This is a genomic window from Pseudomonas sp. LS-2, from assembly GCF_003605735.1.
GTDB lineage: Bacteria > Pseudomonadota > Gammaproteobacteria > Pseudomonadales > Pseudomonadaceae > Aquipseudomonas.
This window is the reverse complement of sequence record NZ_QXTJ01000039.1, coordinates 653777-677070: the sequence shown is the minus strand read 5'-3', so window position 1 is coordinate 677070 and position 23294 is coordinate 653777. Positions and strand designations below refer to the sequence as shown.

Here is a 23294-nt window from a genome sequence, read left to right as displayed (position 1 = left end):
GATCGCATTGCAGCAATTTCCTCTGATCCCCGGTCCAACCTCCATCGAATAACAAACCAGGAGAGGCCGGATGCCGCATTCCTGCTCGATCGAGCAAGCCGTCGATCACGTACTGGCCGAGCTGCCGTCGCACATTCGCATGGGCATGCCTCTGGGGTTGGGCAAGCCCAATCGTTTTGCCAACGCCCTGTATGCCCGGATCAAATCCTTGCCCGAGCGGCAACTGACGATTTACACCGCTCTGTGTCTGGGGCGTCCCGCGGTGGGCGAGGGTTTGCAAGGACGCTTTCTCGAACCCTTCCTCGAGCGCGTGTTCGGTGACTACCCGGAACTGGATTTCCTCGCCGATCTGCACAGAAGCAATCTGCCGTCCAACGTTCGCGTCGAGCAATTCTTCATGCAGCCGGGCAGTCTTCTGAACAGCACCTTTGCACAGCAGGATTACGTCAGTAGCAATTACAGCCACGCTGCCCGGGACATCAACGCCAATGGGCTGAATCTGGTCGCGCAACTGGTCGCCCACGATCCGCAAAAACCAGGGTACCTGAGCCTGAGCTGCAACCCGGACATCACCCTCGATTTGCTGCCCATGCTGGAAAAGCGCCGTGCTGCGGGCGAAAGCATTCTGGTGTTGGGTCATGTCCACGCCGATCTCCCTTATATGCCCGGCGATGCAGAAGTGAGCGTCGATACCTTCGATTTGCTGATCGAGCGTGAAGAACGCAGCACGCTGTTCTCCACACCCAACATGCCGGTCGGCTTTCAGGATCATTTCATCGGGCTGTATGCCAGCACGTTAGTGCGCGATGGCGGGACGTTGCAGATCGGTATCGGTTCGATGGGCGATGCGTTGACCGCTGCCTTGTTGGCGCGTCAGGCCGACAACGAAACCTACCGGGCGTGCCTGGCCGAGCTTGACGGGATATCGACCTGGAAACCGCTGATCGAAGCAGAAGGCGGCGTCATGCCCTTCGCAATGGGGCTTTATGGTTGCAGCGAAATGCTGGTCAACGGCCTGTTGGTGCTTCTGGACGCAGGGATTATCCGGCGCAAGGTTTACCCGGAACCTGCGCTTCAGAAGCAGGCTGACGCAGGATTGCTGGATGAGTCCATGCATGACAATGGCGTGCTGATCCACGGCGGCTTCTTTCTCGGACCTGCCAGTTTTTACGGGCGACTGCGAGAGTTCTCCCCCGCCCAGATGGCGCAGATCAACATGACCGCCATCAGTTACATCAACGAGCTGTATGGCGATGAAACGCTCAAGCGTTTGCAGCGCCGCGATGCACGATTCATTAACAGCTCGTTCACGGTGACGCTGCTCGGTGCGGCGGTGTCGGACCAACTGGCAGACGGTCGAGTGGTCAGTGGCGTGGGTGGGCAATACAACTTCGTTGCCCAGGCGCATGCGCTGGAGGGCGCGCGGTCGATTCTGATTTTGCGCAGTTGGCGCGAGTCAGGTGGTGAAGTCAGTTCCAACATCGTCTGGGACTATGCGCACACTACGATTCCCAGGCATTTGCGCGATATCGTGATCACCGAATACGGCATCGCCGATCTGCGCGGCAAGACCGACTCGGCGGTCATCGAAGCTTTGCTCAATATCACCGATTCACGCTTTCAGCCGGTGCTGATCGAGCAGGCGCAGAAGGCGGGCAAGCTGCCTAAAGGATTTCGACTTGATCCGTTGTTCACGCAGAACACACCGGAGCGGCTGAAAGATATCCGCGACCGCTTTCCTTCGCTGTTCATCGAGTACCCATTGGGCAGCGATTTTACGGCGCCAGAGCGCGACCTGTTGCGGGCGCTGAATTGGCTCAAGAGCAAGTTCAAGCTCACAGAGATCATCGAGCTCGGTAAGGCGACACTCGAAGCACCGGATCCCGGCCTGTTTCCCGAGCATCTGCAGCGCATGGGGCTGGATCAGCCGCAGGGGCTGCGCGAGGAGTTGTATCAGCGTCTGTTGCTGGCGGGGTTGCAGGCCACGAGTGCATCCCAGCCCTCGTGACCTTCGATCGCGCTACAGGACGGGGTCAGGAGAGTGTCTTCACCACCAACAACACCGCAGCGATCATTCCGATCACCGCAAACAGTTGTTGCAACCTCGGCCCTGCCAGAAAGCGCGAGACCTGCCTGCCGGCCATCAATCCGACGACAGCGCCCGCCGCAAACGGCAAACCCACTGCCCAATGCATCACGCCGCTGGCGCTGGCGGAAATCACACTGCCGGCCGAGACCAGCGCAATCACCGCCAGCGACGTCGCAACGATGCTTTTGATGTCCAGATCGGTGTAGCGGGTCAGTGCCGGAATGATGACGAAACCTCCTCCTACGCCCAGCAATCCGGATAACAGGCCAGCGACCACGCCGGTGATCGCCAGTGAGCGCGCGCATGGCAGAGTCCAGCGCAGACGACCTTCCAATGGATTGAGCACGCAGGGCAGAAACGCTGCCCTCGCTGGCGGCTGGCCGTGGTGCAGTTCATGCGCGGCCTTGCGGTAAATGCGTGCGCAGGCGTAGACCAGGACCGCGGCGAAACTTGATGCCAAAGGTGCGTTTGGCAGTTGATGGGCGAGCCACAAGCCCAGCGGCGTGAAACAGATCCCGATGACCGCGATGAACAGCGCCGCCCGGTAGCGCACGATCCCCTGACGCAACCCCAGCAGCGCGCCGACTGCCGCTGCAAGCCCAACGGCCAACAAGCCGACCGGGGCGGCTTCGACCATCGACATGCCCAGTCCGAAAACCAGTAAAGGCACCGCGAGAATTCCGCCCCCTGCGCCAGTCAGCGCCAATACCGCTCCGATGATTGTGCCGAGACCGGCTCCGATCAGTTCGTGTTCATTCATGAGAGACAAAAGCGCCTTGTAGCCACAGCCAGATATGAGCCGGGAGTCGGTATTTACAGCGAATTGATCGGGACCTTCAGATAACTCACGCCGTTGTCTTCCGGCTCTGGAAGATGCCCTGCGCGCATGTTGATCTGCACCGAAGGCAGGATCAGCACGGGCATGTCCAGGGTCGCGTCGCGTTTCTCGCGCATCTCGACAAATGCGTCTTCGTCGATGCCCTGGCGGATGTGGATGTTATTGGCGCGCTGCTCGGCCACGGTGGTCATGTACATCAACTCCCGCCCGTTTGGCAGGTAGTCATGGCACATGAACAGACGCGTCCGAGGCGGCAGGCTGAGGATTTTGCCGATGGAGCGATAGAGTGTTCGCGCGTCCGCCCCCGGGAAGTCACAACGGGCTGTGCCGTAATCGGGCATGAACAGCGTGTCGCCGACGAACGCCACGGTTTCGTCTGCGATCTCGATCAGGTAGGTCATGCAGGCGGGCGTGTGGCCCGGGGTGTGGATCGCCCGAGCCGACAGACTGCCGATCCGAAAATGCGCATCGTCTTCCAGCAGCCGGTCGAACTGACTGCCATCGCGGGCGAATTCGCCTTTGGCATTGAATAGCGTGCCAAACACCTTCTGTACACGGGTGATATGACTACCGATGGCGACGCTGCCGCCGAGTTGTTCCTTGAGATAAGCCGCCGCGGAGACGTGGTCCGCATGCACATGGGTTTCGAGAATCCACTCCACTGACACGCCCAGCTCGCGAACTCGGGCGATCAACTTGTCGGCTGACCCGGTTGCAGTGCGTCCGGACTTGGGATCGTAGTCCAGCACGCTGTCGATCAGCGCGGCCTTGAGGGTTGAGCGGTCAACGACCAGATAGCTGATGGTCCAGGTCTGCGAGTCGAAAAACGCTTCCACGCATAATTTTTCGCCGATGATCATGGGTCTCTCCAAAATTGGCCGATGCAACGCTGGCCGGCCGCCGAGACCTGAGTGCCGGAACCCGCAGGCCGCTCAGGAACAGAGTCGCCGCTGCCAGCTTCCGTCAGGACCTAGTCTATCGCATCAGTGCGTTCGCGATGGGTCTTGGGGACCTGCCAGCGTGGTGGCGCTCATCCATCGGTTACACCCACGCTCTGCGCCTCCTGCTACCATGTCGCGCAATTTGCCCCTGCCGTGACGCTGACCGATGCCCGACGCTCCTGTTCCTGCCGCCAAGTCTGAATTGTCCGCTGTGTTTTCCACCGTGCAGCAACACTTCATGGAAGTGATTGTGCCGCTGTGGCTGGGGCCGGGCTGGAATGCCGAAATGGCGTTACCTTTCGAGGCGCTGGACGCTGAGCATCGCCCTTTGCCTGCCCAGCGTTATCGCGCGATGGCCTGTGCCCGGCAGCTGTTTCTGTTCTCCAGCTTCATCGGCAATCCGCAGGTGCCTGACGCCCCCGTTCGTGCTGCGGCGCTGTTCCGCTCGTTGCAGCGGCATTTCCACGACGCCGAGAACGGTGGCTGGTTCTACAGCATCGATCCACAGGGCGCGCCGCTGGACCGTCGCAAGGACCTGTACACCCACGCCTTCATCATCTTTGCCTGTGCACATTACTGGGCGAAGGTCCGTGAACCTTTGGTCGAGTCGGTGCTCAATGCCGCGTTGCACGTCGTCGCAAAGCAGTTTTCCGATGGGGACGGCCTGTATGAAGCCGTGCTGGCCGAGGACTGGTCGTCACTGGGGGCAGGCCCGCTGCAGAACCCGTTGATGCACCTGGCCGAAGCCTTCCTGGCGACGCTTGAGGTCCGCGAAGACCGCGACACTCTTTCTGCGCTGGATACATTGGCCGACGCCATGCAGCGCCGCTTTGTGGATATCGAGCATGGCGTAATGCTCGAGAAGCCACTGAACGCTGTGGATAACTGGTCCGAGCCAGGTCATCAGTTCGAGTGGTTCTATCTGCTGGAATCGTCTGAACATCTGCGCGGCACGCCGTTGCATCGCTCGCTGACCACGGCTTTTGCTCACGCCGAACAGCAAGGCGTCGATCCGGCGACTGGCGCCGTGGCTGCGATGCTGGAAGTGCAAGGTTCAGTGAAGGACGGCACCCAGCGCATCTGGGCTCAAGCGGAGTACCTGCGAGCGCTGACATTGCGCCAAGGCAGTGAAGCGCTGCTGGCGCGCCAGTTGAAGGCTTTGCAACACCGCTTCCTGCACTCATCTGGCTGGAACGAGTGCCTGGACAGCGAGGGCAGGATCAGTCGCAGCGACATGCCTTCGACCACGCCCTATCACCTGGCAACCTGCTATATCGGTTTGGCTGAGTACTTCCAGGCCTGATACAAATTCTGTAGCAACACCGGCTTGCCGGCGGTAGCGATCCCGATGACGCCACCGCCGGCAAGCCGTGCTGCTACAAAAGTGATGCTAGATGTCAGCGGCAATGCATGGCGTGCTGCCGTTGCTCGAAATTACTTCGTTTCACCGCGACTGCGGTCAATCGCAAAGCCCGCCCAGGTCTGGCTTACTGGCATCAATTCCAGATTGTTCACGTTAACGTGTGCCGGGGTGTTCATGATCCAGAAGATGGTGTCGGCGATGTCTTGCGGCTGAATCGGCTCGGCACCTGCGTAGGTGGCGTCGTACTTGGATTGGTCGCCACCAAAACGCACCAGCGAGAACTCGCTTTCGCACAGGCCTGGCTCCAGGTTGGTCACGCGCACACCTGTGCCGACCAGGTCATTACGCAGGTTCAGGGAGAACTGACCAACGAATGCCTTGGTGCCGCCATACACGTTACCGCCCGGATACGGATAGTTGCCTGCCACTGAGCCCAGATTGACGATGCTGGCACCGCGGCCGTATGCGATCAGGCGCGAGAGCAGCAAGCGAGTGGTGTAGACCAGGCCTTTGACATTGGTGTCGATCATCGTGTCCCAGTCATCCAGATCGCACTTGGGCGCAGGGTCGATACCCAATGCCAGACCGGCGTTGTTGATCAGGCCGCGAATCTTGGCGAAGTCGGCAGGCAGGCCTTCGATGGCCTTCTCCATGGCCGCACGATCGCGCACGTCCAGCGTCAGCGTGTGAACCTTGGTCTGCTTCGACAAATCGGCGCTCAACGCCTGCAAACGGTCCTCACGGCGACCGGTCAGCACCAGCGACCAACCCGCCTCTGCGAAACGGCGTGCACAGGCTTCGCCAAACCCGGAGGTAGCGCCGGTAATGAACACGGTAGAAGTCATGTCGTTCTCCTGAATGAGGGTTACGGGCTTATGGGATAAGCGTTGGGCAAGCACAACCTGAGTTGCGCGTAGGAAAGTTCTGGAGGATGCCCGCGCAGACGCCACTGGATCAAGCCCGAAGCGAAAGATCATCGTACAACCCGTTGAGTTCATTGAGTCTGTACAAAAAACATACAGCTTAACCAAAGCCTTGTGCCATATGGCCCGCACGCAGTTTTGCCCACCTTATCCACAGCCAGGCACACAAAATCCGGGGGCAACTCGAAAACTTACAGATCACGTCATACGCGGCCTGTGAGCAAATCTGCCGGCGTTTTCACTTGACCTGCTGAAACGTATCTGTAAGGAAATCGACAGCAGAGTTGCGCATGCGGACAGGATTGAACGCCCAAGCCCAGAGATTGCGCTACCTACGGCGGTCTTTCCAACGGTTGCACACAGAGTTATCCACAGGATGGAGCGGTCGTTGGGCTGTATAAAAAACCAGCTTACGTACCGTTGACAAGTGGGTCTGAAATGTCGGCCGAATCCGCTGATCAAATATTGATCAGGGCGCTGCAGGCCGCGTGAATCAAGGCTTGTAGCCAACTGCCACCAACTTATTCACAGTCGCCTCCACAGTAAAACTGAACAAGTCAAAACGGTGACAAAACAAACATTTAGAGCGGCTATATGTCGCGCTTTGGCGGTTGTTGAAAATTGTTTTCCACAATTGCTGCACGGCAGCCAGACTGCCGACCAATTGGTGCCATTTCACCTTTTTCGACCTCACAAAAAAACCTTGTAGCAGCACGTCTTGCCGGCGGTTGCGTTCCAAAGATCGCTGCCGTCGGCAAGCCGGACTGCTACAGGGGTCATCTCAGTCTTTGTTATAAAAACCAGCTAACGAATCAATGCCCGCCGAGGTAAGCGTTCCTGACTTCCTCATTGGTCAGCAGCTCCTTACCGGTGCCTGTGAGACGAATCTCGCCGTTCACCATCACGTACGCCCGGTCCGACAGCTTCAGCGCGTGGTTGGCGTTCTGCTCGAGCGCTGATTGCGACATTCCTTGAGGCGCGGGACCATGCGCTGCATGGCTTCAGTGGGGTATTTATCGCCTAATCGGGAGGGTGTCCGATCCCTCTCTCTGCCTCTCCTCTACCCCTGCCGCAATCCGAATATCTCCACCCCGGTATTTTTAGTTGCGACGAAAAACCGCACTTCGGTTTAGGAAACGTCCGACATACATCTCCTGAAATATAGATCTACATGGGAACCGTCATAACAAGCGGCTCATAGACACCGAACATTAGTTTGGTAAATGTTGAAAATGGCGGAACGTCATAAAATTCTAAACTGCCCCAAAAATTATAAGGAAGTACCATGCAGATAACGTTACCCAATACTTATGTTATTGCCGACAGAGAGCCAACCTTTGGTCCAGGATTTGGAGGCGGATATAACGTCGGGTCTGCACTCCAGATAAGTTATAGCTTAGACCCCACGGAGCCTCCTTTCACGAGGCACCGAGCAGCGCAGTCGTTGGCAGAACTTGGCAGGGCTGCGCGGAGCTCTATCGAGCAGGCATTCAGCTTAAGACTACAGTCGCTTCCCTCGTCGCTTGAATCCGAACTACAAAGCCTGAGGTTAGCTTCCGGGCAAAGCAACATGCTTTCACATTATGAGAACTTGGCCAAAGAAAAAAATTTGGTTGAAACGTTGATTCATACCAAATACATCCATAAGGAAGAAAAGCACCGCCAGGCCAACGCTTTTTTTGGTAGTGATCCGCTGAGCAAAACAGAAAGTGAATTGAGGCAACAGCTTTTTAGAAACTTAACGATGGATATCAGAGATAGCAAATATGATCTATGGGCCACCTCTGTTAATGCAGGCTACTCAGTAAAAATACATTCCGAGGCCATCAATATATTAAACAGTAAAGTACACTTGTTATATCAGCAGCTGGCTCAGGAATCCGCGCGACTTAATGCAGCAGCCGAAGCACGTCGCCGTGCAGACGAGCAGGCACGCATTGCAGCAGAGGCCGAAGCACGTCGTCGTGCAGACGAGCAAGCGCGCATCGTTGCCGAGGCCGAAGCACGTCGTCGTGCAGACGAGCAGGCGCGCATCGCTGCAGAGGCCGAAGCACGTCGCCGTGCAGACGAGCAGGCACGCATTGCTGCAGAGGCCGATGCACGTCGCCGTGCAGACGAGCAGGCACGCATTGCTGAAGAGGCCGAAGCACGTCGCCGTGCAGACGAGCAGGCACGCATTGTTGCAAAGGCCGAAGCACGTCGTCGTGCAGACGAGCAGGCACAGCTCGCGACAGCAGCCGAAGCCGCACGTATCGCGCAAGAGCAAGCGAGACAACGAACGCAGACTGCGCTTACGCAGGCCCAGACGTTCCATACGCGAACCCCAATATCTGCGGCAACAACCATGGTTCTGACGCCGACGGGCGTAGTCGCAGTTCTCGAGGCAGCAGGTGTAACGTTACAGGCCGCTATCAGGGCAGCCGTTGCCACTGTCGGCGGCGCCGCGGCGAGTGTCGCGTCAGGATTTGCAGTAGGAGCAGGCGCTCTCCTCTATTCACCGAAACTAGGGAACGGTGAACTGCCGTTGTCTTACATCGTCAACACGCCGTTATCAGACTTGGCACCGGAAATCGCTAATGCACTGAGCACCGGCGCCACGACAGCGTCGACAGTTGAAATGCCGGTCCGTCTGGGCGCTATTACCGGCGCGGATGGTCAATCTCAAGTCGCTGTAATAGCAACAAAAGAAGTTTCAATGCCTACCACGGTCCAAGTGGTAATCGCAACTTATGACGCTTCGGCAAACCGATACACCGCTACCACAACCGACGCCATACCAAACACGCTTACTTGGACTCCGATCGTCGCTCCAGGAAACGCTTCGACGCAGACCCCAGCTCAAGCTCAACCCGTGCCTGCCTACACTGGAGCAACGGTAACCCCTGTTTTGGGTCGGCTTGACTCATTTCCTGCAACGCAGATTCATATTCACGACCTGATTACGGTGTTCCCTGCTGATTCGGGATTGGCGCCGATATATACGGTGTTCAGTAGCCCCTACAAAGGAGCAACGACGAAGGGCGAACACAGCGGTAGATACTACAATCCAGAAAAGGCCGGAGGCCCGACATTGAATCTCGACTGGACGACCGTCACCATCACTCGAGAGGGGGTTGATCTCGTAAAGTTGCACACAGGGAGGTTTCAATTCTCTGCTGGTAACGGAGTAATGATTGAACGATTGGAGCGGATTATACGAGGAGAAACGAATGTTACTGATGTGGATAAAAGATTTTATACACATGAAATCAGAGAGCTGGAGCGCTATCGAGCTTTAGGTATTCAAGACGGCGCAGTACAGCAAGATCAGGAGTCAAGAGCTGCAACATGGAATAATACACACACCGCGACGCTCGAAGACTACAAAATGCACGACAATCATGACCTGCTGTATACTCAAGAAGCGATCACGGCAGACGACAAGCAAGAATATGGAGAATATTTCAGTGATTAATCTTGAGACATTATTCGCACAAGAAAGTGTTATTGACATTGTCACATTCCATGCAGGCTTAAAAAACGGGATAGACTATCGAATGCTTGATCGCAAATTTGTTCAATATCGTTTCGAAGTCATTGCAACCGGGGAGCTGCTGTCAACCGTTAACACGTTGTGTCGGGAGGGCATCATCCAAGATGAGCGTGGCTCCATGGTCTTCACAAAAGGCTCAAACTGGAAGGAGCCGCTTTTTTCCAAAGAAAAGAAACATGGGATTAAGTAAAAGTATATATAACCGCTAACAGCCATGATCGATTTTCAGTGATTAATTGAAAACGAAACACCGGCTGAGTTTTTAGCTTTTTTTGCCAGTAGCGATAAAGGGCTAAACTTTCCAGTGGGCGAGCGCTAGTTTCTGCATAACTGCAGCAGCAAGCAAACTATATTTTTCTGTATCCTCGAATCATAAGTACTAACCACGCCCTGATGTCTCCATCAGGGCGTTCTGTTAACACGACGAACGAATCAATGCCCGCCGAGGTAAGCGTTCCTGACTTCCTCGTTGGTCAGCAGCTCCTTACCGGTGCCTGTGAGACGAATCTCGCCGTTGACCATCACGTACGCCCGGTCCGACAGCTTCAGCGCGTGGTTGGCGTTCTGCTCCACCAAGAAGATCGTCATGCCGGTCTGCGCCAGCTCACGCAACGTCGAGAAGATCTGTTTCACGATGATCGGTGCCAGTCCCAGGCTCGGCTCGTCCAGCAGCAACAGTTTGGGACGGCTCATCAGTGCGCGGGCGATGGCGAGCATCTGCTGCTCGCCGCCCGACATCGTCATCGCACGCTGATTACGACGTTCCTTGAGGCGCGGGAACAGGTCGAACATGCGCTGCATGTCTTCGGTGGCGTACTTGTCCCCAATCGGGATGGTGCCCATCATCAGGTTTTCTTCCACCGACATGTCGGGGAACACACGGCGGCCTTCAGGCGACTGTGCAATGCCGTTGGAGGCGATGTAGTGCGACGACTTTTGAGTAATGTCTGTGCCCTGATAGATGATCTGTCCGCTCGCCGCACGCGGCTGACCGAAGATCGACATCAATAGCGTGGATTTGCCCGCGCCGTTGGAGCCGATCAGGCTGACGGTTTCGCCCTCGTCAATGTGCATCGAGACTTTCTTCAGGGCCTGAATCGGCCCGTAATACACGTCGATCTCTTTCAGTTCGAGGATCGGCTTACTCATACCAACTCCTCTTCATCAGCACCCAGATACGCGGCAATCACTTTTGGATCGTTACGAATCTGCTCCGGCTTGCCCTTGGCGATCACGTTGCCGTGGTCGAGCACGACGATATCGTCGGAAATGCCCATGACCATGCCCATGTCGTGCTCGATCAGCACGATGGTCATGTCGTGGTCGTCGCGCAGGTGGCGGATCATGCCGCTCAGCGCTTCGGTTTCCTGTGGGTTGAGGCCTGCGGCCGGCTCGTCCAGGCAGATGACCTGCGGACGGGTGCACATGGCGCGAGCGATTTCCAGGCGGCGTTGCTGGCCGTAGGAAAGCTCACCGGCCAGGCGGTTGGCGCAGTCCACCAGATCCACCACTTCCAGCCAGTAGAAGGCCGTGTTCATGGCGTCGTCTTCGGCCTTGCGGTAGCCCTTGGTATTGAGGATGCCGGCGATCATGTTGCGGTTGACCCACATGTGCTGGGCCACCAGCAGGTTCTCGACGACAGACATTTCCTTGAACAGGCGAATATTCTGGAAGGTCCGCGCCAGACCTGCCCGGTTCACCAGATGGGTGCCGCCGAACATCTTGTAGAACAGACGGCTGCCGAAGCGCTTGGGCGAAGCGAAGTCACTGGCGCGGAATTGTTCGCCCAGCAGTTGGATCACGTTGGTTTTCTTGCCACGAGCGTTCAGCTCGATGCGACCACCCGTGGCTTTGTAGAACCCGGTCAGGCAGTTGAACACGGTGGTTTTGCCCGCGCCGTTGGGGCCGATCAGGGCGAAGATGGAGTTGCGGCGTACCTCGAGGCTGACGTCGCTCAAGGCCTTGATGCCACCGAAGTGCATCATCAGGTTCTCGACGGAAAGAACGATTTCGTCGCTCATCACGCGCCCTCCACTTTTGCCAGCACGCCTTTGCGTGGTTGTACGCCGGCACGGCTGATGCGGATCAGGCCGCGTGGGCGCCAGATCATCATCAGGACCATCAGGATACCGAACAACAATACGCGGTATTCAGCGAAGCTACGCAGCATCTCCGGGGCAACGGTCAGCACGAATGCGGCAATGACCACGCCGACAGTCGAGCCCATGCCGCCGAGCACGACGATGGCCAGGATCAGCGCCGACTCGAAAAACGTGAACGAGGTCGGGTTGACGAAGCCCTGGTAGCTGGCAAAGAACACTCCGGCCAGGCCCGCGGTCGAGGCACCGATGGTGAACGCCGAAAGCTTGACCAGAACATGGTTCAGGCCCATGGAGCGGCAGGCGATTTCGTCTTCGCGCAGGGCTTCCCACGCACGGCCGACTGGCATGCGGGTCAGGCGATGCTTGATATACAGGACCGCCAGCACGACCAGGAACAGCACGGCATAGATGAAGATGAATTTCAGGTCCGGGTTGTATTCGAAGCCGAAGTACTCGTGAATCGGGATGCCGCCATCTTTGGCGCGGCGGCCGAACTCCAGACCGAAGAGGGTTGGAGCAGGCACGGGCACGCCGTTCGGGCCGCCGGTAAACGACAGCCAGTTGTTCAGCACCAGACGAATGATTTCACCGAAGCCCAGGGTCACGATGGCCAGATAGTCGCCGTGCATGCGCAGGACCGGGAAGCCGAGGATGCAACCGGCCAGCGCCGCTGCAATCGCTGCCAGCGGCAATGCCGACCAGAAACCGAGCCCCAGATACTGATAACCCAGCGCCAGGCCGTAAGCGCCAATGGCGTAGAACGCTACGTAGCCGAGGTCGAGCAGACCCGCCAGGCCGACCACAATGTTCAGCCCCAAGCCCAGCAAAACGTAGATCAGGCCGAGGATAACCACGGTCAGTACGTATTTGTCAGCGAACACGGGGAAGATCACCGCAATCAGGATCATCAGCGGAATGATGAAGCGCAGGCGGGTCTTGTAGCCCGGTGGCAGCACATGCACGCCGGAGCCCGAACTTTCGAAGCTCTGCGCGATGGCGACGCCCTTTGGTGTCTGCAGGAAAAGACTCATCAGGAAGCGGCCGACCATCACAACGCCAACCAGCGCCGCAACGCGACCTGGCTGCGTGTTGAATCCGTAACCGTCGAGCACGATGCCGACAATGGGGCCGAACACGATGAGCGCCAGCAGACCGGCAACCACCGCGTCGATCAGGCTTTGTTTGATATCGATGGGTTTAGTAGGTGCAGACATGGTTATACCTTCGCCACGAGTGGGCGACCCAGCAGGCCTTGAGGACGGAAGATCAGAATCACTACCAGCAGGCCGAAACTGAACACGTCTTTGTAGTCGGAGTTGATCAGACCGGAGAATTGCGACTCGGCAACCCCCAGGATCAATCCGCCGAGCATCGCGCCCGGCAGCGAGCCGATGCCGCCCAGCACCGCAGCGGTAAAGGCCTTGATGCCAATCACGAAGCCAGCGAAGAAGTCGAAGGTGCCGTAGTTCATGGTGATCAGCACGCCGGCCAATGCCGCCATGGCTGCACCGATGACGAATACGTAGGAAATGACGCGGTCGGTGTTGATCCCGAGGATCGACGCCATCTTGCGGTCCTGTTGCGTGGCGCGGCACATGCGACCCAGCTTGGTGTACTTGATGATGTAGGTCAGCACGCCCATGCCGATGAACGCGGCAATCAGGATGAAGATCTTGGTGTAGGTGATCTGTACGAAACCGCTGCCGACGTCGAAGCGCATGGCGCCTTCGAGCAGGGTGGGTACGCCCTGCTGGCGTGGGCCTTGGGCGATCTGCGCGTAGTTTTGCAGAATCAGTGAAATGCCGATGGCGCTGATCAGCGGTGCCAGACGGGTCGAGTTACGCAACGGTTTGTAGGCCACGCGCTCGATGACGAAACCGTACACACCGGTCACCACGATGGTGAAGATCAGCGTGCCCAGAATCAGAAAAGGGAAAGATTCGATGCCGAAGAACGACAACACGGCCAGGCCGATAGCGGCGAGGTAGGCGGAGATCATGTACACGTCGCCGTGGGCGAAGTTGATCATGCCGATGATGCCGTAAACCATCGTGTAACCGATGGCGATCAAGCCGTAGACCGACCCCAGAGTCAGGCCGTTGACCATTTGCTGCAGGAAAATACCATCCATCACGCACGCTCACGAACTTGATAGGCCAACCTGGCGCGCACCGGATATCTCCTCGTGAGAGATAGCGGACGAGNCGTCGTGTCGAGGGTCCAAGCCCGCGACACGACTCATCCGACTAGGAGCTCAACTCACTTCTGCTTTTCGAGCTGGTGATATTTGCCGTCCTTGTCCCACTGGTAAACCACGTAGTCGGAGACCTTCAGGTCGCCTTTGGAGTCCCAGGCCTTCTCGCCCATGACCGTTTTCACCGGGTGGGACTTCAGGAACTTGGCAGCGTCTTCGCCCTTGTTGGACTTGGCGCCGTTGAAGCCAGCGGCAAGGGCCTGAACCGAAGCGTAGGCGTACAGGGTGTAGCCTTCAGGCTCGTAACCGGACTTGCGGAACTGCTCAACCACAGCCTTGCTGTCTGGCAGCATGCGCGGGTCGGCGCCGAAGGTCATGTACACGCCGTCGACGTACTGAGCGCCGCCAGCAGTGGTGACCAGTTCGTCGGTCACAACGCCGTCGTCAGACATGAACTTGACGTCTTTGAGGCCTTGTTCACGCAGTTGGCGAACCAGTGGACCGGCTTCCGGGTGCAGGCCGCCGAAGTAGACCACGTCGGCGCCGACGCTGCGGATTTTGGTGACCAGAGCGCTGAAGTCTTTCTCGCCGCGGGTCAGGCCTTCTTCCAGCACCGGCTTCACGCCACGAGCAGTCAGCTGTTTGGCGGTGGCGTCAGCCAGGCCTTTGCCGTAGGTGTCTTTGTCGTTGATGACAGCGATTTTCTTGCCCTTGAGCACGTCGACGATGTAGTCGCCTGCAACGATGCCTTGCTGATCGTCACGGCCGCACATACGGAACATGGCGCTCAGGCCGCGTTCGGTAACGGTCGGGTTGGTGGAGCCGGGGGTAATCGCGATGATGCCGGCTTCGTCATAGACTTCCGAAGCGGGAATGGTGGACGAGGAGCAGAAGTGGCCGACCACGCCGGCGACTTTGTCCGAGGCGGCCTTGTTGGCCACTGCCACGGCCTGTTTCGGCTCGCACGCATCGTCGTAGGCGGTCAGTGCGATTTTCTCACCGTTAACGCCGCCAGCAGCGTTGATGGCATCGGCTGCCGCTTGAGCGCCTTTCATGTATTGCTCGCCGAAGGAGGCGTTGGCGCCTGTCATCGGACCTGCAACGCCGATCTTGATGTCAGCCTGCGCAAAAGTAGCCGCACCCATTGCAGTAGCGACTGCGAGTGCCAGAAAGCCTTTCCTGTAAAACGTCTGCGACATGAGTTGGTGCTCCTAGGTTTTTTAATTAGCACTGCGACCACAGAGATGCTCTGAGCAAGTGGCGTGCCATCGGTTTTTTATTCTGAAAAAAGTCGTCGTTTTGTTGTTATTCGACTGTTTCTGGCCCTTTTTTACTGGGCGTGCAACCGTCTAAACCGCGCAAGGTGCAACCCTGCGACTTTTAAAGAGCAACCCTCCCCGAATAAACGCGCAACCACGCCAGCCTGACTTGTACAACCCTGTTGTTACAGGCTGCGTCACCGAACTGCACACCGCCGGTGCGGTGCCGCTACGGGACGCACCATTTCAGGTTAGTGGATGCGCGAGAAAGCGTCGTTTTATGACAGATATTTCGCCTCAGATCACGATTCTGAGGCATTGCCCTGCATGGTATAGCGAAAAGCCAGCCTCATATAGAGAGCTGCGCAAACCAATGACGGAGAGCGGCTGCATGCTCGCGAAGGGAATGGGCAAAACAGTCGCATCGCCGCTGCACAGATAATCGGCAAATGCTTTACCGACGACCGTGCCGGTCGTGTTGCCGCGACCGTTATAGCCGGTCACCGCGACCAGTCCTGGTGCAGGCTCGAACATGCGCAGCAGGTGATCGGGCGTAAACGCGATGGTGCCGGTCCAGGTGCATTCCCAGTCGACCTTCCTCAGGTACGGGAAGTAGTGCTGCTGAACGCGGTCAGCCCAGGCCTTCAGAAACCAGGTAGGTTTCTGGTTGCCATTGCCCAGACTCCCCAGCAACAGGCGTCCGTCGGCGTCGCGGCGAATGCTGCTCAGTACCTGACGCGTATCCCAGGAGCCTTGCCCGCCCGGCAGGATGTCGTGGGCGGCGTCTTCGGTCAGCGGCGCAGAGGCGACCTGATAGTAATAACCGGGGAAGAAATTGCGACGCAGCTCGGTCCATTCGCCCTCGGTGTAGGCGTTGGAGGCGACGACCACCTGATCGGCGACGACCGAGCCGTTTTCAGTGATTACGCACCAGCGTTGGCCCTGACGCTCCAGCCGCTTGACCGGCGAGTGGTCGAAACGTTTACCGCCCAGTTGCGTGACGGCGGCCGCCAGGCCGCTGGTGTAGGCCATCGGGTTGATGGTCCCGGCGCGGTGGTCGAGCAATGCGGCGGTGATTTCCCTGGTGCCGGTGGCCTCCTGGCAAGCCTTGCCCGTCAGGAGCTCAATAGGCGCACCGCGGCGTTTCCATTGTTCTTCGCGACTGCGCAGATCGATTTCGCCCTTGGCGTTATGCGCCATATGCAGCGTGCCCTTGCGGGTCGCCTGGCAGTCGATGCCGTATTTCTCGATCAGACTGAAGACCAGCGAAGGTGCGTTGCCCAGCATGGTGTTGAGCTGGCTGCCGACCTTCTTGCCGAAACCGGCTTCGATCTCGTCGGGGGGAATCCACAAGCCGGCGTTGACGAGCCCCACGTTACGGCCCGAACCACCCTGACCCGTGCGGTGGGCTTCGAGGATGGCGACTTTCTTGCCTTGCTCAAGCAGATGAATCGCCGCCGAAAGCCCGGTAATACCGGCGCCGATGACGCACACATCGACGCTTACTTCACCCTTCAACGCTGGCGCCTCAGGCCTCTGCGGCGTCAGCGTTTCCCACAGACATTCTTCGCGTAGCGGCATCGCAAAACCTCGGAGAGAGACACAGCCAAATCTTCGCTACGCCGCAATACATGTAGGAGCGCGCTTGCCCGCGATTGCGTCTTGCCAGACCTACAAATGCTCGCTGACACGTTGCAATCGCGGGCAAGCGCGCTCCTACAAATGGGCGGCGCTTACCTTACGAAATCAATCAAACGTAATCCCCTGCGCCAGCGGCAGTTCGCGGGAGTAGTTCACGGTTGCGGTCTGGCGGCGCATGTAGCCTTTCCACGAATCCGAACCCGATTCGCGGCCACCGCCGGTTTCTTTCTCACCGCCGAATGCGCCGCCGATCTCTGCACCACTCGGGCCAATGTTGACGTTGGCGATGCCGCAGTCGCTGCCCAGTGCTGAAATGAACTGCTCGGCTTCACGCACGTCAGTGGTGAAAATGCACGATGAGAGGCCTTGCGGAACGTCATTGTTCAGGCGCACCGCCTCGCTGAATTCCTCATAACCGACCACGTACAGAATCGGCGCGAAAGTTTCGCTGCGCACCACGTCGCTTTGCTCCGGCATTTCGACGATGGCGGGCGACACGTAGAACGCGTTGGGGAATTTGTCTGCCAGTTGGCGCTTGCCGCCGAACACCTTGCCGCCTTCGCTCAGAGCCTGTTCCAAGGCTTCCTGCATGTTCTCGAAGCTCTGCTTGTCGATCAATGGGCCGACCAGATTGCCTTCCAGCGGATGACCGATGCGCACTTTGGCGTAAGCGGCTTTAAGGCGCTCGACGAACTCTGCCTTGACCGAATTGTGCGCGATCAGGCGGCGCAACGTGGTGCAACGCTGCCCTGCAGTGCCGACGGCACTGAACAGCACGGCGCGAACGGCCAGATCCAGATCAGCGCTTGGGGTCAGGATCATGGCATTGTTGCCACCCAGTTCGAGAATGCTGCGAGCGAAACGCGCAGCGATCTTCGGCGCGACTTCGCGGCCCATGCGGGTGCTGCCGGTGGCACTGATCAATGCAACGCGGGAGTCATCGACCAATGCTTCGCCGGCTTCACGGCCACCAATGACGCACTGGGCGAGGTACTGCGGCGCATCCGCGAATTCCGACGCAACGCGGTCGAACAGCGCCTGGCAGGCCAGCGCGGTCAATGGCGTTTTTTCCGACGGTTTCCAGATGACCGAATTGCCGCACACCAATGCCAGTGCCGTGTTCCACGACCAGACCGCAACCGGGAAGTTGAAGGCACTGATCACGCCGACGACGCCCAGCGGGTGCCAGGTTTCACGCATGTGGTGGCCGGGACGTTCGGAGGCGATGGTCAGGCCATAGATCTGGCGGGACAGACCCACTGCAAAATCGCAGATATCGATCATTTCCTGCACTTCGCCCAACCCTTCCTGAGTGATCTTCCCAGCTTCCCAGGAAACCAGTTCACCCAGCTCTGCCTTGTGCTTGCGCAATGCTTCACCGAAAAGGCGCACCAGCTCGCCTCGACGTGGCGCAGGCACCTTGCGCCAGGCCTCGAAGGCGTGCTCGGCGCGGGTAATGCGCTGCTCGACTTGCGCAGCGCTTTCCCATTGGACCGAAGCAACCTGACTGCCATCGATCGGCGTGTGCACAGGCTTGTCGCCCTTCTCATAGAGAGCGGGGTTGACACCAAGGCCTTTAAGTAAGTCGCTTAGCGAGTTGTTGAGCATGATCTCTCCTGGATTCTGGTGAGTCGTAAAACACAAATGCGGAATGCTGAAATTCGGATATTTCCTCAGGCTGTAGTAATAGCTGGCTTGAGTCAGGGCAACAAACGACGATTAAGCGAGATATCATTCCGTTTTTTCATGCTGACGCTTAACAGGCCCGAAGATGCTGAACAAACGCCATTTGCCGTCCGTTACGGCGCTGCAATGTTTCGAAGCGGTCACCCGACACCTGAGCTTTACCCGTGCGGCGCAAGAGCTGAACCTGACGCAAAGCGCGGTCAGCAAACAGGTGGCGCAACTCGAAGAGCTCGTCCAGCACTTGCTGTTTCGCCGGGTGCGCCGGCGTTTGCAACTGACGCCCGCCGGCGCGCTATATCTGGGCGAAGTGCGAAAGGTGCTGACGCAGATGGAGATGTCGACGCACTTTCTGCGCTCCTACGGCGGCGAAACCGAGGTGCTGAGGGTGTCCACCCCCTCGACGTTCGGCGCGCGGTGGTTGGTCCCGCGCCTGAAGGGTTGGCGTTTGCGCCATCCGCATATTCATCTTGATCTGGTCAATGAGCAGGAAAGCGATGACCTGGCGCAGAGCCGCTGTGACATGTCGTTCTACTTCGGGCAGGGCGCACGGCCCGGCGCTGAAAGCATGAAGCTGTTCGGTGAGGAGCTGGTGCCTGTGTGCGCGCCGGGCTGCCTGCCTGATAAACCGTTCACCGATCCGACGCAACTGGCTGATCTGGTCCTGCTGCAGAACGCCCACCGCCCGCAAGCCTGGCATGAGTGGTTCGAAGATCAGGGTTATCAGACCGAGCACAGCTACCACGGCCCGCGTTTCGAGACGTTCTACATGTGTATCCGAGCCGCTCAAGTGGGCTGCGGTGTGGCGCTGTTGCCGCGCTTTCTGGTGGAAGAGGAACTGGCCGACGGCAAGCTGATCATCCCTTGGCCTCATGCACTGCCCAGCCGTGATGCCTATTACCTCGCGTATCCGGAGCATGCCGCTGAAGTGCCGAAGATTCGGGTCTTCGTGGAGTGGATGCTGGAGCAGCTGGACGAACCCACCCCGCAATAACCCCCCCTCCGGGAATCATCTAACCCCCTGTAGCAGTCCGGCTTGCCGGCGGTAGCAATCTCTGGGCCGCCACCGCCGGCAAGCCGGACTGCTACAGGGAAACGGTGCCGTGTCTGAGACACCATCGAACGGCACACGGCATTCGCGGGCAAGCGCGCTCCTGCAATTGATCGATGGGCCCGCTGAAACATTTCTGCCCCAACCCGCTCTCGGCTGGCATTATGTCGGTCATCGTCAATAACAGACCGGACGTATCGCCACCGCGCTACCGCAAGGTTGTATGCGACACCGACTTGAATTCCATGGGCCGCACATGGCGGCCACTGCTGGCTGGAGCGACACAATGAGTGAGAGCGCTTTCGCGGATCGCATCGTTCAGAACCTGCTCGATACCGACCTCTACAAGCTGAGCATGATGCAGGCTGTTCTGCACAACTATCCCAACGTGGACGTTGAGTGGGAGTTCCGCTGCCGCAACAGTGAAGACCTTCGGCCTTATCTGATGGAGATCCGCCACCAGATCGAACAGCTCTGCGACCTGTCGCTGAGCGTCGAAGAAGCTGGGTTTCTCGAACGCATCAACTTCATGAAACCCGACTTTCTGCGCTTCCTCGGCCTGTTCCGCTTCAACCTGCGCTACGTGCAGACCAGCATCGAAAATGACGAACTGACCATCCGCCTGGCAGGTCCGTGGTTGCATGTGATCCTCTTCGAAGTGCCGGTCCTGGCAATCGTCAGTGAAGTGCGCAACCGCTACCGCACCCCCGACACCCTGCTGATACAGGCCCGCGATCAGCTGTATCGCAAGTTCGACTGGTTGACCGCCGCTGCTACGCCCGACGAACTCGCCGAACTGAAAGTGGCTGATTTCGGGACGCGTCGGCGCTTCTCGTTCGCCGTTCAGGAAGACGTCGTTTCCGTGCTGAAAAAGGATTTCCCCGGCCAGTTCGTCGGCACCAGCAACGTGCATCTGGCGCGCAAGTTCGACCTCAAACCGTTGGGCACCATGGCCCACGAGTGGATCATGGCGCATCAGCAACTCGGCCCGCGTCTGATCGACAGCCAGATCGCCGCTCTCGACTGCTGGGTCCGCGAGTACCGGGGTCTGCTGGGCATCGCATTGACCGATTGCATCACCACTGACGCGTTTCTCGGCGATTTCGACCTGTTCTTCGCCAAGCTCTTCGATGGCTTGCGCCACGATTCGGGCGATCCTGTGCAATGGGCTGAAAAATGCATCACCCATTACCAGAAGCTAGGCATCGACCCGATGAGCAAGACCTTGGTGTTCTCGGACGGTCTGAACCTGCCCAAGGCACTGGAAATATTTCGCGCGTTGCGTGGTCGGATCAATGTCAGCTTCGGTATCGGCACCAACCTGACCGCGGATGTCCCGGGCATCGAGCCGATGAGCATCGTGCTGAAAATGACGGCCTGTGCCGGTCAGCCGGTTGCGAAGATTTCCGATGAACCCGGCAAGACGCAGTGCAAAGACCCCGAATTCGTGTCCTATCTGCGTCATGTATTCAAGGTGCCAGCCTGACTCGAGCACCTCTCTTACTCTCTTTACATGCCTCTTTTCTTTTTCATAAGGAGTCAATCATGCAAGCCGTACAGCTCGAGATCGCCAAGGAGCTTAAGGTTCAGGCGCCCTTCGCCAATCAGGGTGAGCTTGAAGCCGAAGTCGCGCGCCGCGTCCAGTTCATCAAGGACTGCCTGCACAACGCCCGCATGAAAGTGCTTGTACTGGGTATCAGCGGCGGTGTGGACTCGCTGACCGCCGGCCTGATGGCCCAGCGCGCCGTTCGCGAGCTGCGCGANGTATCATGTCCAGCACGACGAACATGAAGCCACCGCGTCGGTTGATTTCATCAATCCGGACGAGCGCCACACCGTGGACATCGCGCCCGCGGTCAAGGCATTGGTCGAGCAGGTCAAGGCATTCGAAGGTCAGTCCGATGCGGCTGTGGACTTCGTCAAAGGCAACGTCAAGGCGCGCACACGCATGGTCGCGCAATACACCATCGCCGGTGTGCGCGGGGGTCTGGTGATCGGCACTGACCATGCTGCGGAAGCAGTGATGGGGTTCTTCACCAAATTCGGCGACGGCGCCTGCGACCTGGCTCCGTTGAGTGGTTTGGTGAAAAATCAAGTCCGCGCCATTGCCCGCAACTTCGGGGCTCCGGAAAATCTGGTCGAGAAAATTCCGACTGCTGACCTCGAAGATCTGGTTCCGGGCAAACCGGACGAAGCGTCCCATGGCGTGACTTACGCCGAGATCGATGCGTTTCTTCATGGTCAGCCGCTGCGCCAGGAAGCGTTCGACATCATCGTCAACACGTACCGCAAGACCCAGCACAAGCGCGACCTGCCGTACGCGCCTTGAGGGCTTCGGAGATCTCTGTAGCAGTCCGGCTTGCCGGCGGTAGCGATTTCAATGACGCCACCGCCGGCAAGCCGTGCTGCTACAGGAGGTTCAAGCAGGGATTCAATTCCGGCTTCATTCTGAAAAGGAATGACCCGGTCGTTTTTTTTCGCTTGATGGTGTTCGCCATCAACGCTTACATAGTGTCCTGACTTTCTCGCTCAGAGCCGCTGACCATGACTGCTTTTCAAGGCCTCTTCTCCCTCGTTGCTTCCACCGTCGGCCAACCCGCTGCCGACTGGCTCAAAGACCGTGTCGAAGTCCCGCAAGCGCTGGAGGGCTTCTCGTGGAGCGATGATGCGATTCACCGTGTATGGCTCGCCGAGGCACTGAACCTGTGCCTGTTCCACAAACTGGTGGACGCCGTGCCCGACGGCCTTCGTTATGTGAATGAACAATGCGAAAGCGGCCGTAAGGTGGTGTTCGACCACGGCGCGATACGCACTGTGGACTGGGCCGAGAACGGTGAATTACCGAGAGGGCGCCAGGCCTTCTCCCGTCTTCTTGAACCCCTGGGGTTCACCGATGTTCGCACTTACCCGCTGACCAAACTGAACATGACCGGCTGGGGTTATCGCCAGATGGACCTGCCGGAAGACATTGCACAGTTCTTCGTTTCCGAACTGCACCCGGGGCGCTTGAGCGAGTCGTTTCAAAGCGCGGTCAGCCGCGTCGTCGGTTCGAGCCGGGATCCACTGAGCAGCGAAGACCTGAGTATCCTCAACTGCTTGCGCACGACCCGTCATTGCAGCGCGCAGGAGGCTGCCCAATTGTTGCCGGGGCTGTACCGGGCGTTCGGCCGTCAACACGGGGTGGTACGCGAAGACGACTATCGCCAGTTGCTAAGGGATAGCGCGGAGATGGCCTGGATCGCCACCGAAGGCAATAGCTTCAATCACCTGACCGACCGCGTTGCGGACCTGGAGGCCACGGTCGGAGAGCAGATTCGTCTTGAACGTCCGATGAAGGACAGCATCGAGGTGTCAGGGTCGGGGCGCGTCATGCAGACGGCTTATAAGGCCTGCACCGTGAGCCGACATTTGCTGGACAGCGAAGGGGTGCTCCAGGCGCACAGCGTACCGGGATCGTTCGTCGAATTCATTCAGCGCAAGATCGATCCGGAGAACGGAAACATCGACCTGAATTTCGACAGCAGCAATGCGCAGGGGATTTTCAAGATGACCGCATCGTAAAGGCACGCAACGTAGAAACTTTTGTAGGAGCGCGCTTGCCCGCGATTGCAGGTTGTCAGGCACATCCTCTGCACCTGATACACCTCATCGCGGGCAAGCGCGCTCCTACATGAGATA

At 58.3% G+C, this 23294-nt stretch carries 18 protein-coding genes and 2 pseudogenes; 9 read left to right on the top strand and 11 right to left on the bottom strand.

The features are described from left to right. Nucleotides 1–70: 70 nt before the first annotated feature. Nucleotides 71–2008 carry an acetyl-CoA hydrolase/transferase C-terminal domain-containing protein gene (locus D3M70_RS24335; protein WP_120128145.1) on the top strand — a complete coding sequence of 646 codons (1938 nt, stop codon included), beginning with the start codon at nucleotides 71–73 and terminating at the stop codon, nucleotides 2006–2008. 25 nt (nucleotides 2009–2033) lie between these two features. Here D3M70_RS24335 and D3M70_RS24330 read toward each other — a convergent pair whose 3' ends face one another. Continuing rightward, complete coding sequence (locus D3M70_RS24330; RefSeq protein ID WP_120128144.1) at nucleotides 2034–2849, bottom strand: sulfite exporter TauE/SafE family protein; 816 nt, start codon at nucleotides 2847–2849, stop codon at nucleotides 2034–2036. A gap of 53 nt (nucleotides 2850–2902) precedes the next feature. Further along, the gene (locus tag D3M70_RS24325; protein WP_120128143.1) at nucleotides 2903–3787 is read right to left on the bottom strand and encodes an MBL fold metallo-hydrolase; all 885 of its coding nucleotides are present in this window, start codon (nucleotides 3785–3787) and stop codon (nucleotides 2903–2905) included. 247 nt (nucleotides 3788–4034) lie between these two features. Here D3M70_RS24325 and D3M70_RS24320 point away from each other — a divergent pair, with 247 nt between their 5' ends. Beyond that, nucleotides 4035–5171: an AGE family epimerase/isomerase gene (locus tag D3M70_RS24320; protein WP_120128142.1), complete on the top strand. Its 1137-nt coding sequence runs from the start codon at nucleotides 4035–4037 to the stop codon at nucleotides 5169–5171. Nucleotides 5172–5302: 131 nt separating this feature from the next. Here the strand turns inward: D3M70_RS24320 and D3M70_RS24315 are convergent, their stop codons facing one another. Together D3M70_RS24315 and D3M70_RS24310 are read right to left on the bottom strand one after the other, a co-directional pair. Next, entirely contained in the window at nucleotides 5303–6076 is a 774-nt protein-coding gene (locus D3M70_RS24315) for an SDR family oxidoreductase (RefSeq protein WP_120128141.1), read from the bottom strand. A gap of 890 nt (nucleotides 6077–6966) precedes the next feature. Further along, a pseudogene (locus tag D3M70_RS24310) lies at nucleotides 6967–7107 on the bottom strand (ABC transporter ATP-binding protein); the annotation flags it as partial. Nucleotides 7108–7724: 617 nt separating this feature from the next. Here D3M70_RS24310 and D3M70_RS24305 point away from each other — a divergent pair. Next, nucleotides 7725–9608, top strand: a complete 1884-nt coding sequence (locus D3M70_RS24305) for an S-type pyocin domain-containing protein (protein ID WP_165869872.1) — start codon at nucleotides 7725–7727, stop codon at nucleotides 9606–9608. Further along, nucleotides 9601–9876, top strand: a complete 276-nt coding sequence (locus D3M70_RS24300) for a hypothetical protein (protein ID WP_218568446.1) — start codon at nucleotides 9601–9603, stop codon at nucleotides 9874–9876. Before D3M70_RS24305 ends, D3M70_RS24300 begins: the two co-directional genes overlap by 8 nt. Before the next feature lie 242 nt (nucleotides 9877–10118). Here the strand turns inward: D3M70_RS24300 and D3M70_RS24295 are convergent, their stop codons facing one another. The 7 genes from D3M70_RS24295 to D3M70_RS24265 form a co-directional block, all read right to left on the bottom strand. Continuing rightward, nucleotides 10119–10835 (bottom strand): ABC transporter ATP-binding protein, encoded by a 717-nt coding sequence (locus tag D3M70_RS24295; RefSeq protein WP_120128138.1) that lies wholly within the window; start codon nucleotides 10833–10835, stop codon nucleotides 10119–10121. Continuing rightward, entirely contained in the window at nucleotides 10832–11707 is an 876-nt protein-coding gene (locus tag D3M70_RS24290) for an ABC transporter ATP-binding protein (RefSeq protein WP_120128137.1), read from the bottom strand. Before D3M70_RS24290 ends, D3M70_RS24295 begins: the two co-directional genes overlap by 4 nt. Then, nucleotides 11707–13002 (bottom strand): high-affinity branched-chain amino acid ABC transporter permease LivM, encoded by a 1296-nt coding sequence (gene livM, locus D3M70_RS24285; protein ID WP_120128136.1) that lies wholly within the window; start codon nucleotides 13000–13002, stop codon nucleotides 11707–11709. The genes D3M70_RS24290 and livM overlap by 1 nt, the downstream gene beginning before the upstream one ends. Before the next feature lie 2 nt (nucleotides 13003–13004). Beyond that, complete coding sequence (locus D3M70_RS24280; RefSeq protein WP_081563892.1) at nucleotides 13005–13919, bottom strand: branched-chain amino acid ABC transporter permease LivH; 915 nt, start codon at nucleotides 13917–13919, stop codon at nucleotides 13005–13007. Nucleotides 13920–14047: 128 nt separating this feature from the next. Then, nucleotides 14048–15181 (bottom strand): ABC transporter substrate-binding protein, encoded by a 1134-nt coding sequence (locus D3M70_RS24275; RefSeq protein ID WP_120128135.1) that lies wholly within the window; start codon nucleotides 15179–15181, stop codon nucleotides 14048–14050. A gap of 357 nt (nucleotides 15182–15538) precedes the next feature. After that, entirely contained in the window at nucleotides 15539–16822 is a 1284-nt protein-coding gene (locus D3M70_RS24270; protein WP_120128134.1) for an FAD-binding oxidoreductase, read from the bottom strand. Between the two features lie 165 nt (nucleotides 16823–16987). Beyond that, nucleotides 16988–18490 (bottom strand): aldehyde dehydrogenase family protein, encoded by a 1503-nt coding sequence (locus tag D3M70_RS24265; protein WP_120128133.1) that lies wholly within the window; start codon nucleotides 18488–18490, stop codon nucleotides 16988–16990. 163 nt (nucleotides 18491–18653) lie between these two features. Between D3M70_RS24265 and D3M70_RS24260 the strand changes: the two genes are divergently transcribed. The 5 genes and pseudogenes from D3M70_RS24260 (at nucleotide 18654) to D3M70_RS24240 (ending at nucleotide 23177) form a co-directional block, all read left to right on the top strand. Next, complete coding sequence (locus D3M70_RS24260; RefSeq protein ID WP_120128132.1) at nucleotides 18654–19559, top strand: LysR family transcriptional regulator; 906 nt, start codon at nucleotides 18654–18656, stop codon at nucleotides 19557–19559. A 343-nt stretch (nucleotides 19560–19902) separates the two neighbouring features. Further along, nucleotides 19903–21102, top strand: coding sequence for a nicotinate phosphoribosyltransferase (gene pncB / locus D3M70_RS24255; protein WP_120128131.1), 1200 nt, complete (start codon nucleotides 19903–19905; stop codon nucleotides 21100–21102). A gap of 59 nt (nucleotides 21103–21161) precedes the next feature. Continuing rightward, a pseudogene (gene nadE / locus D3M70_RS33655) lies at nucleotides 21162–21379 on the top strand (NAD(+) synthase); the annotation flags it as partial. A 1-nt stretch (nucleotide 21380) separates the two neighbouring features. After that, nucleotides 21381–21945, top strand: a 565-nt coding sequence (gene nadE / locus D3M70_RS24250) for an ammonia-dependent NAD(+) synthetase (RefSeq protein ID WP_256659965.1), incomplete at its 5' end; no start/stop codon positions are given. A gap of 215 nt (nucleotides 21946–22160) precedes the next feature. Then, nucleotides 22161–23177 (top strand): 2-oxoadipate dioxygenase/decarboxylase family protein, encoded by a 1017-nt coding sequence (locus tag D3M70_RS24240; protein WP_120128129.1) that lies wholly within the window; start codon nucleotides 22161–22163, stop codon nucleotides 23175–23177. Nucleotides 23178–23294 lie beyond the last annotated feature (117 nt).

Coding starts and splice junctions, on each gene's coding strand:
- D3M70_RS24335 (WP_120128145.1), top strand. CDS start 71: ATGCCGCATTCCTGCTCGATCGAGCAAGCCGTCGATCACGTACTGGCC.
- D3M70_RS24330 (WP_120128144.1), bottom strand. CDS start 2,849: ATGAATGAACACGAACTGATCGGAGCCGGTCTCGGCACAATCATCGGA.
- D3M70_RS24325 (WP_120128143.1), bottom strand. CDS start 3,787: ATGATCATCGGCGAAAAATTATGCGTGGAAGCGTTTTTCGACTCGCAG.
- D3M70_RS24320 (WP_120128142.1), top strand. CDS start 4,035: ATGCCCGACGCTCCTGTTCCTGCCGCCAAGTCTGAATTGTCCGCTGTG.
- D3M70_RS24315 (WP_120128141.1), bottom strand. CDS start 6,076: ATGACTTCTACCGTGTTCATTACCGGCGCTACCTCCGGGTTTGGCGAA.
- D3M70_RS24305 (WP_165869872.1), top strand. CDS start 7,725: ATGCTTTCACATTATGAGAACTTGGCCAAAGAAAAAAATTTGGTTGAA.
- D3M70_RS24295 (WP_120128138.1), bottom strand. CDS start 10,835: ATGAGTAAGCCGATCCTCGAACTGAAAGAGATCGACGTGTATTACGGG.
- D3M70_RS24290 (WP_120128137.1), bottom strand. CDS start 11,707: ATGAGCGACGAAATCGTTCTTTCCGTCGAGAACCTGATGATGCACTTC.
- livM (WP_120128136.1), bottom strand. CDS start 13,002: ATGTCTGCACCTACTAAACCCATCGATATCAAACAAAGCCTGATCGAC.
- D3M70_RS24280 (WP_081563892.1), bottom strand. CDS start 13,919: ATGGATGGTATTTTCCTGCAGCAAATGGTCAACGGCCTGACTCTGGGG.
- D3M70_RS24275 (WP_120128135.1), bottom strand. CDS start 15,181: ATGTCGCAGACGTTTTACAGGAAAGGCTTTCTGGCACTCGCAGTCGCT.
- D3M70_RS24270 (WP_120128134.1), bottom strand. CDS start 16,822: ATGCCGCTACGCGAAGAATGTCTGTGGGAAACGCTGACGCCGCAGAGG.
- D3M70_RS24265 (WP_120128133.1), bottom strand. CDS start 18,490: ATGCTCAACAACTCGCTAAGCGACTTACTTAAAGGCCTTGGTGTCAAC.
- D3M70_RS24260 (WP_120128132.1), top strand. CDS start 18,654: ATGCTGAACAAACGCCATTTGCCGTCCGTTACGGCGCTGCAATGTTTC.
- pncB (WP_120128131.1), top strand. CDS start 19,903: ATGAGTGAGAGCGCTTTCGCGGATCGCATCGTTCAGAACCTGCTCGAT.
- D3M70_RS24240 (WP_120128129.1), top strand. CDS start 22,161: ATGACTGCTTTTCAAGGCCTCTTCTCCCTCGTTGCTTCCACCGTCGGC.